The sequence below is a fragment of the Rhodococcus gordoniae genome (assembly GCF_001646655.1).
Lineage (GTDB): Bacteria > Actinomycetota > Actinomycetes > Mycobacteriales > Mycobacteriaceae > Rhodococcus > Rhodococcus gordoniae.
This window is the reverse complement of record NZ_LPZN01000079.1, coordinates 1-13,788: the sequence shown is the minus strand read 5'-3', so window position 1 is coordinate 13,788 and position 13,788 is coordinate 1. Positions and strand designations below refer to the sequence as shown.

The following is a 13,788-nucleotide window of genomic DNA, read 5'->3' as shown; positions in this document are numbered from 1 at the left end:
GTGACGGGAAACACGCTCAACGGGTGAACAGACCGATGCACTCCACATGATGAGTAGACGGGAACGCCGCGAAGGCCCGGACGTCCGCCAACTCGAACCCGTGATCGCGATACAGCCCCACATCACGGCCGAACGAGGCGGGATCGCACCCCACGTGGACGATCCGGCGCGGACCGGCCTCGGCCACGGCCGCCACCACGTCCCTGCCGGCTCCCGCCCGCGGTGGGTCGAGCACGACCACCTCGGGTGCCGGTAGCTCGGGGATCATCCGCTCCACCCGACCGTGACGGAAGGCCACCTGCCCGAGATCGGCGAGCGCCTCCATCCCGTCGTCGACGGCGGTCTTCGACGACTCGACCGACACCACATGCCCGGACGGACCCACCTGCTCGGCGAGCACCGCGGCGAACACCCCCACCCCGCCGTAGAGATCCCACGCCGTCGCACCCGCGGAGGCCTGCGCCCATTCACCCACCACCGTCGAATAGGTGGTCGCGGCACCGCGGTGGGCCTGCCAGAAGCCGGTCGGCACCAGCCGCCACTCTCGCTCACCGACCCGCTCGAGCACACGACCCGAACCCTCGATCACCTTCTCCGGACGGGGTGCGTTCGCCGCCGCCCGCCGCGACGCCGCGCCGCGCCGACCCTGCCGCCGCGCACCACCCGCGACGGCGGGCGGCGCGATCTCCACCACGTGCCGACCACCGTCCGCGTCGAGCACCACCTGCAACTCGGCTCCCGGTTGCCACACCCGGTCGGCGAGACCGACATAGGCGTGCGGATCGATCTGCGGACAGGCCAGCTCGGGCACGACCTCGTTGCTGCGGTAGCGCCGGTATCCCGGATTCCCGACCACGTCCACCGCGAGCCGCACCCGGGTTCGCCACAAGGTCCCGTTCGAGGCACCGCCCGGCACCTCCTCGACCGTCACCTCGCGGTCCACACCGCCCAGCCGGCGCAGCTGTTCGACCACCACGGCGCCCGTGAAACGACGTTGCGCCGCGACGGTCATGTGCGACAGATCGCAACAGCCCGCTCCCCCCGGACCGGAGATCGGACAGACCCGCTCGACGCGATCCTCGGACGCCTCGAGTACGTCCTCCACGTCGGCGAAACAGAACGACCCGCCCCGATCCTCGGTGACGCGAGCGAAGACCCGCTCCCCCGGCAGTCCGTGCCGCACGAAGACGACCCGACCCTCGAACCGCGCGACACACGCACCGCCGTGGGCGGGATTCCCGAGGATCACCTCGATCCGCCGGCCGGACCAATCCGTACGCGGGTGTGCCTGACGATTCACCGGGGTTCCTCCTCGTTGTCGAACTGTCGTTCCTGTCCGTCCGGGACGGCCCGCCCCATCGCGCCCGCCTCCGCGGACGAGCGCAGCTGCCACGGCACACTCGTCACCATCACCCCCGGCTGGAAGAGGAGCCTGCTCTTGAGCCTCAACGCACTCTGGTTGTGGAGAAGCTGCTCCCACCAGTGGCCCACCACGTACTCGGGGATGAACACGGTCACCACGTCCCGGGGAGAATCGCGCCGAACCCGCCGCACGTAGTCGAGGACGGGCCGCGTGATCTCCCGGTAGGGCGACTCGACGACCTTCAGCGGAACCGTCAGATCGCTCTTCTCCCATTCGACGACGAGACGCCGGGTGCTCTCGTCGTCGACGTTGACGGTGATCGCCTCGAGCGTGTCCGGGCGGGTCGCCCGCGCATAGGCGAGCGCACGCATGGTGGGCATGTGCAAGGTCGAGACCAGCACGATGGAATGCGTGCGGCTGGGCAGCACTCCGTCCCAGTCCACGCTCTCGAGTTCCGCGGCGACCGTGTCGTAGTGACGCCGGATCGCCTTCATCAGCACGAACGCCACCACCATGGTCACCACCGCGATCCATGCCCCGGCCGCGAACTTGCCGGTCAGCACGACCAGCAGCACCAGCGTGGTGGACACGCACCCGACCCCGTTGATCAACCGCGACCGCGTCATGCGACCCCGGGCGGCGGGATCCGACTCGGTGCGCAGCTCCCGGGTCCAGTGACGCACCATGCCGGCCTGTCCCAGGCTGAACGCGACGAACACCCCCACGATGTACAGCTGGATGAGCCGGGTGACCTCGGCTTCGAAGACCCACACGAAGACGACGGCGATACCGGCGAGGAAGAGGATGCCGTTGCTGAACGCGAGGCGGTCACCACGCGTGTGGAACTGGCGCGGCAGGTAGCGGTTCTGCGCGAGAACCGAGCCGAGCACGGGGAATCCGTTGAACGCGGTGTTGGCGGCGAGCACGAGGATCACGGCGGTGACGATCGTGATCAGGACGAACGCAGCCGGTATCCCGTCGAAGACGGTATGGGCCAGCTGGGCGAGCAGCGTCTTCTGCTCGTAGCCCTCGGGCGCACCCCGCAGTTGGGTCTCGGGGTGCTCGGCCACCACGACCCCGAGTCGTCGGGCGAGGAAGACCACCCCGAGGAACAGCGTGACGGCGATGGCTCCGAGCACCAGCAACGTCGTCGCGGCGTTGCGTGCCTTCGGCTTCCGGAAGGACGGCACACCCGTGCTGATCGCCTCGACGCCCGTCAGCGCGGCGCACCCCGACGAGAATGCGCGCGCGACCAGGAGGACGAATGCGAGCGCCGTCAGGTCGGTCTGCTCGGCGACGAGTTCGAGATCGGCCGACTCGGCGCGCAGCTCGTCGCCCAGGACGAAGATCCGGAACAGGCCGGCCCCGAGCATCACCAGCATGCAGCCCACGAAGGTATAGGTGAGAACGGCGAAGGCGCGTCCGGCCCGCCGGAGACCGCGCAGGTTCACCGCGGTCAGCAACACGATCGCGAGGATGACGAAGAGAACCTTGTGCCGGGCCACGAACGGGACCGCCGATCCGACCGTCGCCGCCGCGGACGACAGCGACACCGCGACCGTCAGCACGTAGTCGACGAGCAGCGCGCTGCCCACGGTCAGTCCGGCCGTGGGGCCGAGATTCTTCGTGGCCACCTCGTAGTCGCCGCCGCCCGATGGGTAGGCGCGCACCGTCTGGCGGTAACCGGCGATCACGATCACGAGTACGAAGGCGACCGCGAGACCGATCCACGGAGAGAACGCGTAGGCCGACAGTCCCGCAACGGAGAGGACGAGGAAGATCTCCTCGGGCGCGTAGGCGACCGACGAGAGGGCATCGGAGGCGAACACCGGCAGCGCGGTGCGTTTGGGCAGCAACTCGTGCCCGAGAGTGTCGCTGCGGAACGGCCGACCCAGCACGAGCCGCTTCGCCGCGGTGGAAAGCTTGGACACGCGCAAAGCCTATGCGGTTCGGGTCCGGAAGTACCCCTCGGCCGGGTCACGACTGCTCGGGGATCGTCACGCGGTACCGTTCGGTTCGGCGGTCCGATGCGGTCCGTCTCGGAAGGATCGACCGGAACGGAGTCCACGGTGTACGTGGTGGTGATGGGGTGTGGTCGGGTCGGCTCGGCGGTGGCCACCGCTCTCGTCCGGCTCGGTCACGAGGTCGCGGTCATCGACCGCGACGAGAGTGCGTTCGGGCGACTGGGCGACGACTTCCCCGGACACACGGTGCTCGGTATGGGCTTCGACCGGGACGTGCTGATCTCCGCCGGTATCGAACGCGCCGATGCCTTCGCGGCGGTCTCCTCCGGCGACAATTCGAACATCATCTCGACACGGGTGGCCCGCGAGACCTTCGGTGTCGAACGTGTCGTCGCGAGGATCTACGACGCCAAGCGGGCCGCGGCGTACGAGCGGCTGGGCATCCCCACGGTGGCGACCGTGCCGTGGACCACCGATCGCTTGCTCCACGCGCTGACGCACGACAGCGAGACCGCCCGCTGGCGCGATCCCACCGGATCCGTCGCCATCGCCGAGGTGAACCTGCACGAGGGATGGGTCGGACGACGCGTCACCGACCTCGAGGAGGCCACGGGATCGCGCGTGGCGTTCCTGATCCGGTTCGGCACCGGGCTGCTGCCCGACCGCAGGACGGTGCTGCAGGCCGACGACTCCGTCTACATCGCGGCCGTGTCGGGTTCCGTCTCGGAGGCGATCACCCACGCCGAGAACCCGCCGGTCGACGAGAACTGACCCACCCACCCGAGAGGAAGCTCACATGAAGGTGGCGATCGCCGGTGCCGGCGCGGTGGGACGCTCGATAGCGCGTGAACTGCTGCGCAACGCCCACGAGGTGATGCTCATCGAACGCAAGCTCGAGCATGTCGAACCGGACGCCGTTCCGGAGGCGACCTGGGTCCACGCCGACGCCTGCGAACTCAGCTCGCTCGAATCCACCGGACTCGAACGGTACGACGTGGTGATCGCGGCAACGGGCGACGACAAGGCCAACCTGGTCCTCAGCCTGCTCGCGACCACCGAGTTCGGTGTCCCGCGGGTGGTGGCCCGCGTCAACGATCCGCGCAACGAGTGGCTGTTCGACGAATCGTGGGGTGTCGACGTCGCGGTGTCCACGCCGCGCATGCTCGCCGCGCTGGTCGAGGAGGCCGTCACGGTCGGCGATCTGGTGCGGTTGATGACGCTCCGCAAAGGCGCGAACCTGGTGGAGGTCACCCTGCGGGACACCACCGCCCTGGCCGGGAAGCCGGTTCGGAAGCTGGAACTGCCCCGCGACACGGCGCTCGTGGCGATCCTGCGCGGCGGACGCGTGATCGTCCCGCAGCCGGACGATCCGCTCGAAGGCGGGGACGAACTGCTGTTCGTCACGGCAGAGGACGTCGAGGACGATCTCCGGCAGGCGGTGAACCGCTAGTCGCGCGAACCGTGCCGGTCGCGGAGACGGTGCCGGCCGTCGAGTCCGTGCCGGTCCTCGGGGCCCGGCTCGTCGTGGGAACCCGACGCCTCGTGGGACCCCCCGGCCGAAGCGTCCTCGATGGTCTCGGCCTCGGCCGGCGGGGGTTCGACGACCCGGTCCGCGCGCCGGACCGCCCAGAGGGTGACCAGCAGCGCCAGCGCGGTCAGCGGCCAGCCCATTCCGATCCGTGCGACCGCGAGCCACCCGGTGCGGTCCTCGTCGTAGAGCTGGTTCTGCACGAGATAGCGACCGAGGAAGACCAGGGTCCATGCGAGGGTGGCGACGTCGTAGGCGCGCACCGCGGTGGGATGCGACCGCCACTGCGAGCCCTGGCCGTTGAGCATCCCCCAGATCACGCCGACCAGCGGCCTACGGACGAGCACGGACAACAGGAAGGCGCCCCCGTAGACCAGGCTCGCGTAGATCCCGAAGAGGAAGTATCCCTTCGCGTCGCCGGTGCGATGAGCGATGAAGGCGCACAAGGCGACTCCGAAGAAGCCGGAGATCGCGGGCTGGATCGGCGTGCGCTGGATCAGGCGCCACACGAGCACCGCCAGTGCCACACCCAACGCGGTCCAGATGGCCGCCGTGAGCCCCCACACGCTGTTGACCGGCACGAACACCAGCACCGGCAGCGTCGAATAGATCAACCCGCTGATCCCGCCGAGTTGTTCGAGCATCGTCTGCTGGTTGGTGTCGCTCACTCCTACGAGGGTGCCACATCGGGCACAGCGGTACGACCCCGCGTATCGACGGGGAACCACTCCGCGTACGCAGGGGCCGGCAGTCCCCGGCGCGCCGGTCAGGCCGGTTCGCGCAGCTCGTAGTACGGGTTGTAGATCACCTTGCGTCCGTCGCGTTCTCCCACGCGACCGCGGACCGTCAACGTACGCCCGGGTTCGATCCCGGGGATGCGCCGACGGCCGATCCATACGAGCTGGATCGAATCGGTCCCGTCGAAGAACTCCGCCTCGACGACGGCAGCAGCGGCACGCGAACACGACTCGACACTGCGGAGGCGTCCGTACATGGTCACTTCCTGACCGCGGGCGCATTCGACGACGGGTAGGGCGCCCGTGGAGTGCGACGATTCGGCCATCTCCTCGGCATCGAGTTCTTCGATGTCCTCGGTGAGCCGCCGTGTGAGCCGACGCAGGTAGCCGGCCGGGGAAGCCATAACACGCTCCTGTACGGAAGGGGCACGGATCGCGTGCCACCGGACTCTTCTTCGATCGCCACTGTAGACGCATTCTGGCCGGATACAAGTTGCACGGTGCACACCGTCGTGCAGGCACCGTCGACCTGCTGTGCAGGCACTGTCGGCACGACCGTGTGCGCAGGTGAGCGTCGTTGCCGGGGACCGATGGTGCAGGATCGTCCGCATGTCCCGCAGCGAATCCCCGGCCTCCCCGGACACCGGCCCGTCCCGGCCGGTCACCCGCACCGCGGTCGTGCTTCCCGGCACGGGTTCGGACGCATGCTTCGCCGAGAAGGCGTTCGGCCCCGAACTCCGGCGCCGCGGCATCACGCCGATCGCCGTCGACCCGGACCCTCGCGGTGTGGTGGCGAGCTACGTCGCGGCGCTCGACGATGCCGCCGAGAACGGGCCGCTCCTCGTCGGTGGTGTGTCGATCGGTGCGGCTGTTGCGTTGAGATGGGCGTTCGACAATCCCGACCGGGCCGTCGGCATCCTCGCCGCCCTACCGGCGTGGACCGGCGATCCACTGGAGTCCCCTGCCGCTGGGAGCGCGCGGTGGACGGCGTCCGAGCTACGCGCTCACGGACTCGAGGCGGTCACCGCGACGATGACCGCCTCGAGTCCGTCCTGGCTCGCGCGGGAGCTGACCCGCTCGTGGAGCGCCCAATGGCCCGACCTCCCGTCCGCGCTGGACGAAGCCGCGTGCTACCGAGCGCTCGACGTCGACGAACTCCGGGCCGTGGGTACGCCGGTCGGCATCGCCGCCGCGGTGGACGATGCGGTCCATCCGCTGGAGGTGGGGCGCCGATGGGCGCGGGAGATCCCTCGCGCGCAACTCGCGACGGTGACGCTCGAGCAGATCGGGGACGATCCCTCCGTGCTCGGGAGACTGTGCCTCACCGCGCTCGACAGGATCGTCCCCGTCCCGAATCGATGATCGGGATATCGACCTAGAAGCCGAGTTGCTGCATCGCCGAACCGGATTCGCCCCGGCGCGGCGGAGGGGTCTGCTGAGTGGGCGGGGTCTGCTGGGGAGGCGGAGTCTGCTGGGGAGGCGGGGTCTGCCGGGTGGGCTGCGTCGGCGAGGTCGTCCGCGGAGCGGGTTGTGCCGGAGCAGATCCCTGCCGGGGCGCGACCTGCTGCTGCGCCGCCTGCTGCTGCTGCTGTTGTTGCGCTGCGACGAGCTGACGGGTGAGCGCCTCGGGGAGCACGATCGGCAGCGGCGTACGGACCGGATGGGGGTCGGCTCCTCGCCGGACGACCGTTCCGGAGATCACCGAGCGTGCGATCCCGACGAGTTCGGAGTCGGCTCCCGCATTCCCGGCGGGCGCCGCCACGACACAGCGGATCATCCAGCGGAAACCGTCGACACCGATGAACCGCAGATCGGCGTTCGCGGCCCTGCCGTGAAGTTCACGACCCCACGGGCCCGACTCGATGCTGACCTCCGCATTGTCGTTGCGCAGGGTCTCCGCGAGTTCGGCAGCGACCTCGCGCCACTGTCCCGGCGACTTCGGCGCGGCGTACGCGGAGACGGTGATGCGCCCGAACTGGGTCACCAGGTGGACGTTCTGAGGCGTCCCGTTCGGTGCCATCTCGACCTGGATCTGGCCGCCGGCCGGCAGCGGTACGAGCACGGATCCGAGATCCAGACGGGAGGCGGCCACCGTCTCCTCGTCGACCTCGTCGATGTCATACGGGCCGGAATCGGCCGCACTGCCGGTGGCGTATTCGTCGGAAGGCTCGTCGTAGGCACCGAGGTCGTCGCCGGGTGCAGCGGCGTCGCTCGTCTCGACGCTCGACCCGCGGTCCTTGCGGCGTCGTCCGAACATGTCAGGAACCCTCCTTCACGAGGCCGGCGTGCCCGCCGCTCGATCCGTATCCGCCGCTGCCCCGCGCCGTGTCGTCGAGTTCGTCCACTTCGACGAAGTCGACGAGTTCGACGCGCTGGACGAGCAACTGCGCGATGCGGTCGCCTCGGCGGAGTTCGACGGCGCGCTCGGTGTCGTGGTTGATCAGGCACACCTTGATCTCCCCACGGTAGCCCGCGTCGACCGTGCCGGGTGTGTTGACGACGGACAGTCCGAACTTGGCGGCGAGGCCGGAACGCGGGTGGATCAATCCGACCGTTCCCACGGGCAGTGCCACGGCGATACCGGTACCGACGAGCGCTCGCTCCCCCGGACCGAGGGTCACGTCGGCCGAGGTGCACAAGTCCACGCCGGCGTCACCGGGGTGGGCGCGAGTGGGCACTGGGAGCTCCGGATCGAGCCGGCGCAGCGGTATCGGGGGAAGATCGGTCACGTGGACCGAGACTACTCGCGTGCCGGGCTGCTCCACCGAGGCGACTATCCTTACGGTGTGTCCCGATCCTCGCGCACCTCAGCGACAACACCTCCGACGGCCGACGCCCCGACCTTCTCCGAGCGGATGTGGGTGCCGTGGTGGTGGTGGCCGATCGGGCTCGGTGTGGCCGCTCTGCTCGCAGCGGAACTGCACATGGGCGCGCCCGGGATGTATGCGTGGCTGCCCTACGTCCTTCTGCTTCCCATGCCGATCTGGGTCCTCACCTGGCTCTCACGCAGCAGGGTCGAGGTGGTGGGCGGCGAGCTCGTCGTCGGTCGCGCACATCTACCCCTCGATGTGATCTCGCGGGGGGTGGTGGTTCCGCCGTCGGCCAAGAGCGCCGCGATGGGACGCCAGCTCGATCCGGCGGCGTTCGTCCAGCACCGCCCCTGGGTGCGGACCATGGCGCTCGTGGTGCTCGACGACCCGGAGGATCCGACGCCGTACTGGCTGGTCAGCACGCGGCGGCCGGCCGAACTGCTCGCGGCACTGGGGTGCGACGAGTCGGGTCGCCGGTAGAGGCACGAAAGCCGGGGCACAGAAAGAGAGCCCGGACGCAGAGTGCAGCGGGAGCCGCCACAGCGCCGGGGCATGTGCGAGAGAGACGCGGGTGACCACGGCGCACCGTCGTCACCCGGTCTCGTATCGCACACCTATGTCCTCACGCCGCGCAATCCCGGCAGATCATGACTCCGTTCTCCTCGCTCGCGAGTCTGCTCCGGTGGTGCACCAGGAAACAGCTCGAACAGGTGAACTCGTCGGCCTGCTTCGGAACGACCCGCACCGACAGTTCTTCTCCGGACAGGTCCGCCCCGGGCAGCTCGAAGGACTCGGCGGTGTCCGATTCGTCGACGTCCACCACTGCGGACTGGGCCTCGTTACGCCGGGCCTTCAATTCCTCGAGTGAATCCTCCGACACATCGTCGCTGTCGGTCCGCCGGGGTGCGTCGTAGTCAGTCGCCATTTCCTCTTACCTTCTAGTACTCGTACCGGTAGCCGGCCGGGACACGGACGGTGCTCCCGGCCAAGGCAACGCACGACCGTCCGTTGGAGTTCCCGACGGGTATGTCACCGGGGTGACATACCCGAATTCACTCTGTTTCCACGCCGAACCGTTCGTTCTTGGACGGTTCGGCCGCCGAACAATAGCCGACCTTGCGCACGAATATGCAATCGATGCGCGAAAACGCGGGAAATTGTCCGGCAATCGTCATCAACAACACAACGACTCGTGACATTTCCTCGGGTCGGCGGTTCCGCCCACGCAGTCCCCGCCCTCTACAGTGAGTGCGACGATCCCGGCAGAAGACGAGAGGCAGGGCCGCGTGGTTTCCCTGATCACCGAAGGAAGCGCAACCGATCGCCGCGGCCGCCCGTTCCGCCGGCGCCGGGTGGTCCCGGCTGCCGTGGCCGGCGCCGTCCTCGCCGCAGCCACCATCGTCGTGTGGACCTCGGCGATCAGTTCGTCGGAACCCGTCACGACCACCGTGGCGTGCAACGCTCCCCCGACCGAGGCGGCCGATCCCGAAGGCCCGCAACCCGCTCCGCTCGGCGAGGTCGTGGACCGGTCGACGCTGCTCGAGGCCGAACCCGCTCCCCTGGCGGCAACCCGGGTACGCGTGTTCAACGCCAACGGAGAACGCGGTCAGGCGACGCATGTGGCCGCGCAACTGAGCGATTACGGTTTCTCGAGTCCGCCCGACGTACAGGCCGGCAACGATCCGGTCTATGTCGACCAGAACCTGCAGTGCCAGGGGCAGATCCGGTTCGGTGAAGCCGGTCGCGCAGCTGCGTCATCGGTGTGGTTGCTCGCTCCGTGCGCCGAGTTGGTGCAGGACACACGTGAGGACGACACGGTGGACCTCGCGCTCGGCACCTACTTCCGCGAGGTCTCTCCCGGGGCTGATGCGGAGGAGGTTCTGCGGGCGCTGCGCGAGGTTCCGGCGGGCGAACAGACGGCTCCCCTCGATCTCGATCTGCTCACGGCCGCCCGCACTGCGCGATGCTGAAACTATTTTCAGAGACCGTGCATGCTGTTTTTCGTCACCGTCGCAGTAAAACGTGACCGACGACAATTTCCGATGTGACAAAACGGTCAATTCGGAATTGCGTGGAACGCTCCGATTTCGGTGAGGAGAGTTTCGAAATCGGCGGCGAGTCCCGGCGCGACCGCCACGGTGAGTTCGCCGTCGTCCCCGGTGCCTGTCGGGACACGCACCACCGCACCGGCTTCCGCGGCGACCAGAGCCCCCGCCGCCCAGTCCCACGGGCCGAGCCCATGTTCGTAGTGCGCATCGACCCGCCCCGCCGCGACCATGCACAGGTCGAGCGCAGCCGCTCCGACACGCCGGATGTCGCGCACCCTGGGCAACAGTGCCGCCACCAACTCCCCCTGACGCGCACGCCGTTGCGGGGAATACGAGAAGCCCGTCGCCACGAGCGCCATCCGCGGATCGGTCACCGGATTGCAGCGCAACCGGACCCGTGTGCCACCCGTATCCAGATACGCCCCGAAACCCTCCGCCGCGAAGAACGTCTCCCCGGAGGCGATGTCGACGACAGCTCCGGCCACCGAACGTCCGTCGACCTGCGCGGCCACCGAGACCGCCGACGCCGGGAGTCCGTACACGAAGTTCACGGTGCCGTCGATGGGATCGACCACCCACACCACCCCGCTCGCGGTCGTCGCCCTCGCACCGTCGCCACTGGTCTCCTCTCCCAGGAAGGCGTCCTCGGGCCGCAGTTCGGCGAGTCTGCGCCGGATGAGCTCCTCGCTTTCGGTGTCGGCGGCGGTGACGGGATCGGTCGCCGTCGACTTCGTCCCGACACGGGCGGCCTCCCCCGATCCCGGAGGGCCGAACAGCTCGGCTCTGCGTGCACGAACATAGGCTGCGGCCTCACGCGCGACGGTCACGGCGACGTCCCTCAACGCGGACGACTCGGATTCGGAGAGCGTTCTCTGTACATGCACGAACCGATCCGAACACAGCGCCGAAGGTTTCGCCACCGAGCGCCGCACCGGGCGGCACCGGGCATTATCGTTGCCACACGAGCGGAGCAGCCGGCCCCACCCAGCGAGAGGAAGTACACGATGGCACAGGACGTCCCCACGGACCGATCGAATCCGGGCAACCACGGATTCGGTGTCGACATCGGGGGAAGTGGCGTCAAGGGTGCCGTGGTGGACCTCGATACCGGCCGCCTGGTCGGCGACCGGATCAAGCTCCTCACTCCGCAACCGTCCACCCCGGAGGCCGTGGCGAAGACGGTGGCACAGATCGTCGAGCAGGCGGGCTGGTCCGGTCCCGTCGGCGTGACCCTGCCGAGCGTGGTCACCGGAGGTGTCGCCCGGACCGCCGCCAACATCGACAAGTCGTGGATCGGCACCGACGCCCGTTCTCTCTTCTCCCACGCGCTCGACGGCCGGGACGTCTCGGTGCTCAACGACGCGGATGCCGCCGGCATCGCGGAGGACCGCTTCGGTGCCGCCAAGGACACCGACGGTGTGGTGATCCTCCTGACCTTCGGAACCGGGATCGGCTCGGCCGTCCTGCACAACGGTGTCCTGCTGCCCAACACCGAGTTCGGGCACATGGAGGTCGACGGCAAGGAGGCCGAGCACCGCGCCGCCTCCTCCGTCAAGGAACGCGGCGACCTGTCGTACAAGCAGTGGGCCAAGGAGGTCTCCCGCGTCCTCACACGTTTCGAGGATCTGCTCTGGCCCGATCTGTTCATCGCCGGTGGTGGGATCAGCCGCAAGCACGAGAAGTGGATCCCGTTCCTGACCAACCGCACGCCGGTGGTCCCTGCCGAACTGCGCAACGCGGCGGGAATCGTCGGGGCTGCTCATGCTGCGAAAACAGGTGTCACTCCCTGAGTCCGGCGCATCGACCGCCCGGAGGATCGTTACAATGGTCCCCAGCAGGCCGGAACCGGCCCTCATCCCGACAGACCTCTCCGCCGGAACACCTCTGGCGCGACGCCGCACTACCTCGTCACGAAAGGGCGTACGTGGCAGCCACCGACATCCACACCGCTGATTCCGCCAACGAATCGGCACCCGTTGCGGACGCTTCCAGCGTCGCAGGCGCTGCGGACTCCCCGGAGGGCACCGCACCCGGTGCGACACCGCCGGCGAAGAAGACCGCTGCAAAGAAGGCTCCCGCGAAGAAGGCAGCCGCCAAGAAGGCTCCCGCGAAGAAGGCAGCCGCCAAGAAGACCACCGCGAAGAAGGCAGCCGCCAAGAAGACCACCAAGGCTGCGGGTGAAGAGGACTTCGACGGCGCCGAGGAAGCAGATCTCGCCGACCTCGAGGTCTCGGAGGGTGATCTCGCCGGCGCCGAGGATGTCGTGGTCGACGACGACGAGCCCAGCGAGAAGGACAAGGCCTCGGGCGACTTCGTCTGGGACGAAGAGGAGTCCGAAGCGCTGCGCCAGGCACGCAAGGATGCCGAGCTCACCGCGTCGGCCGACTCCGTGCGCGCCTACCTCAAGCAGATCGGCAAGGTCGCCCTCCTCAACGCCGAGGAAGAGGTCGAACTGGCCAAGCGCATCGAGGCCGGCCTCTACGCGACCCACATGCTGCAGCAGCTGGCGGAGAAGGGCGAGAAGCTGCCCGTCGCCCAGCGCCGCGACCTGAACTGGATCTGCCGCGACGGCAACCGCGCCAAGAACCACCTGCTCGAGGCGAACCTCCGCCTCGTCGTGTCGCTGGCGAAGCGTTACACCGGCCGTGGCATGGCGTTCCTGGACCTCATCCAGGAAGGCAACCTCGGTCTGATCCGTGCGGTCGAGAAGTTCGACTACACCAAGGGTTACAAGTTCTCCACCTACGCGACGTGGTGGATCCGTCAGGCCATCACCCGCGCCATGGCCGACCAGGCCCGCACCATCCGTATCCCTGTGCACATGGTCGAGGTCATCAACAAGCTCGGCCGTATCCAGCGCGAGTTGCTCCAGGACCTGGGCCGCGAGCCCACACCCGAAGAGCTTGCCAAGGAAATGGACATCACGCCGGAGAAGGTGCTGGAGATCCAGCAGTACGCGCGTGAGCCCATCTCCCTCGACCAGACGATCGGCGACGAGGGCGACAGCCAGCTCGGCGACTTCATCGAGGACTCGGAGGCGGTCGTCGCCGTCGACGCGGTGTCCTTCACACTGCTGCAGGATCAGCTGCAATCGGTGCTCGAGACCCTGTCCGAGCGCGAAGCGGGCGTCGTGCGTCTGCGCTTCGGTCTCACCGACGGCCAGCCGCGCACCCTCGACGAGATCGGTCAGGTCTACGGCGTGACGCGCGAGCGCATCCGCCAGATCGAGTCGAAGACCATGTCGAAGCTGCGCCACCCCTCGCGGTCGCAGGTGCTGCGCGACTATCTCGACTGACATCCGTCACAGCAACGAGGGCCACCCGATCGGGTGGCCCTCG

15 protein-coding genes are annotated in these 13,788 nt (G+C 68.6%); 7 read left to right on the top strand and 8 right to left on the bottom strand.

What is annotated here, in order from left to right; translation table 11 throughout:
- Positions 1-16 precede the first annotated feature (16 nt).
- Positions 17-1,300: a class I SAM-dependent RNA methyltransferase gene (locus tag A8G18_RS21580; protein ID WP_064065489.1), complete on the bottom strand. Its 1,284-nt coding sequence runs from the start codon at positions 1,298-1,300 to the stop codon at positions 17-19.
- Positions 1,297-3,294 (bottom strand): APC family permease, encoded by a 1,998-nt coding sequence (locus A8G18_RS21575; protein ID WP_064065488.1) that lies wholly within the window; start codon positions 3,292-3,294, stop codon positions 1,297-1,299. Before A8G18_RS21575 ends, A8G18_RS21580 begins: the two co-directional genes overlap by 4 nt.
- Positions 3,295-3,432: 138 nt before the next feature.
- Here A8G18_RS21575 and A8G18_RS21570 point away from each other — a divergent pair, with 138 nt between their 5' ends.
- The gene (locus A8G18_RS21570) at positions 3,433-4,098 is read left to right on the top strand and encodes a potassium channel family protein (RefSeq protein WP_064065492.1); all 666 of its coding nucleotides are present in this window, start codon (positions 3,433-3,435) and stop codon (positions 4,096-4,098) included.
- Positions 4,099-4,123: 25 nt separating this feature from the next.
- On the top strand, positions 4,124-4,777 hold the full coding sequence (locus A8G18_RS21565) for a potassium channel family protein (RefSeq protein WP_064065487.1): 654 nt from the start codon (positions 4,124-4,126) through the stop codon (positions 4,775-4,777).
- On the opposite strand, the gene A8G18_RS21560 is transcribed toward A8G18_RS21565, so the two are convergent.
- Both A8G18_RS21560 and A8G18_RS21555 read right to left on the bottom strand, forming a co-directional pair.
- Positions 4,774-5,523 (bottom strand): DUF3159 domain-containing protein, encoded by a 750-nt coding sequence (locus tag A8G18_RS21560; RefSeq protein WP_064065486.1) that lies wholly within the window; start codon positions 5,521-5,523, stop codon positions 4,774-4,776. The genes A8G18_RS21565 and A8G18_RS21560 overlap by 4 nt on opposite strands.
- A 98-nt stretch (positions 5,524-5,621) precedes the next feature.
- A complete protein-coding gene (locus tag A8G18_RS21555) occupies positions 5,622-5,996 on the bottom strand; it encodes an OB-fold nucleic acid binding domain-containing protein (protein WP_016694463.1) in 375 nt (124 codons plus the stop codon).
- A gap of 205 nt (positions 5,997-6,201) precedes the next feature.
- Here A8G18_RS21555 and A8G18_RS21550 point away from each other — a divergent pair, with 205 nt between their 5' ends.
- A complete protein-coding gene (locus tag A8G18_RS21550; RefSeq protein WP_245207996.1) occupies positions 6,202-6,954 on the top strand; it encodes an alpha/beta hydrolase in 753 nt (250 codons plus the stop codon).
- A gap of 13 nt (positions 6,955-6,967) precedes the next feature.
- Here A8G18_RS21550 and A8G18_RS21545 read toward each other — a convergent pair whose 3' ends face one another.
- Both A8G18_RS21545 and dut read right to left on the bottom strand, forming a co-directional pair.
- A complete protein-coding gene (locus tag A8G18_RS21545) occupies positions 6,968-7,849 on the bottom strand; it encodes a DUF3710 domain-containing protein (protein ID WP_064065484.1) in 882 nt (293 codons plus the stop codon).
- Position 7,850: 1 nt separating this feature from the next.
- The gene (dut, locus tag A8G18_RS21540) at positions 7,851-8,321 is read right to left on the bottom strand and encodes a dUTP diphosphatase (RefSeq protein WP_064065483.1); all 471 of its coding nucleotides are present in this window, start codon (positions 8,319-8,321) and stop codon (positions 7,851-7,853) included.
- 126 nt (positions 8,322-8,447) lie between these two features.
- Here dut and A8G18_RS21535 point away from each other — a divergent pair, with 126 nt between their 5' ends.
- Positions 8,448-8,882, top strand: a complete 435-nt coding sequence (locus tag A8G18_RS21535) for a DUF3093 domain-containing protein (protein ID WP_064065491.1) — start codon at positions 8,448-8,450, stop codon at positions 8,880-8,882.
- A gap of 142 nt (positions 8,883-9,024) precedes the next feature.
- Here the strand turns inward: A8G18_RS21535 and A8G18_RS21530 are convergent, their stop codons facing one another.
- Complete coding sequence (locus A8G18_RS21530; RefSeq protein WP_006551346.1) at positions 9,025-9,327, bottom strand: DUF4193 domain-containing protein; 303 nt, start codon at positions 9,325-9,327, stop codon at positions 9,025-9,027.
- Between the two features lie 361 nt (positions 9,328-9,688).
- On the opposite strand from A8G18_RS21530, the gene cei reads away from it, so the two are divergent.
- A complete protein-coding gene (gene cei, locus A8G18_RS21525; protein WP_064065482.1) occupies positions 9,689-10,372 on the top strand; it encodes an envelope integrity protein Cei in 684 nt (227 codons plus the stop codon).
- 86 nt (positions 10,373-10,458) lie between these two features.
- Here the strand turns inward: cei and A8G18_RS21520 are convergent, their stop codons facing one another.
- Positions 10,459-11,334, bottom strand: coding sequence for an inositol monophosphatase family protein (locus tag A8G18_RS21520; protein WP_245207994.1), 876 nt, complete (start codon positions 11,332-11,334; stop codon positions 10,459-10,461).
- A gap of 120 nt (positions 11,335-11,454) precedes the next feature.
- On the opposite strand from A8G18_RS21520, the gene ppgK reads away from it, so the two are divergent.
- Complete coding sequence (gene ppgK / locus A8G18_RS21515) at positions 11,455-12,240, top strand: polyphosphate--glucose phosphotransferase (protein WP_064065481.1); 786 nt, start codon at positions 11,455-11,457, stop codon at positions 12,238-12,240.
- A 134-nt stretch (positions 12,241-12,374) separates the two neighbouring features.
- The gene (locus tag A8G18_RS21510) at positions 12,375-13,745 is read left to right on the top strand and encodes an RNA polymerase sigma factor (RefSeq protein ID WP_016935123.1); all 1,371 of its coding nucleotides are present in this window, start codon (positions 12,375-12,377) and stop codon (positions 13,743-13,745) included.
- Positions 13,746-13,788 lie beyond the last annotated feature (43 nt).

Bases quoted from the DNA above. Each gene is read 5' to 3' on its own strand.
- ppgK (WP_064065481.1), top strand. From the start codon at position 11,455: ATGGCACAGGACGTCCCCACGGACCGATCGAATCCGGGCAACCACGGA.
- A8G18_RS21535 (WP_064065491.1), top strand. From the start codon at position 8,448: ATGTGGGTGCCGTGGTGGTGGTGGCCGATCGGGCTCGGTGTGGCCGCT.
- A8G18_RS21530 (WP_006551346.1), bottom strand. From the start codon at position 9,327: ATGGCGACTGACTACGACGCACCCCGGCGGACCGACAGCGACGATGTG.
- A8G18_RS21550 (WP_245207996.1), top strand. From the start codon at position 6,202: ATGTCCCGCAGCGAATCCCCGGCCTCCCCGGACACCGGCCCGTCCCGG.
- A8G18_RS21545 (WP_064065484.1), bottom strand. From the start codon at position 7,849: ATGTTCGGACGACGCCGCAAGGACCGCGGGTCGAGCGTCGAGACGAGC.
- A8G18_RS21555 (WP_016694463.1), bottom strand. From the start codon at position 5,996: ATGGCTTCCCCGGCCGGCTACCTGCGTCGGCTCACACGGCGGCTCACC.
- A8G18_RS21565 (WP_064065487.1), top strand. From the start codon at position 4,124: ATGAAGGTGGCGATCGCCGGTGCCGGCGCGGTGGGACGCTCGATAGCG.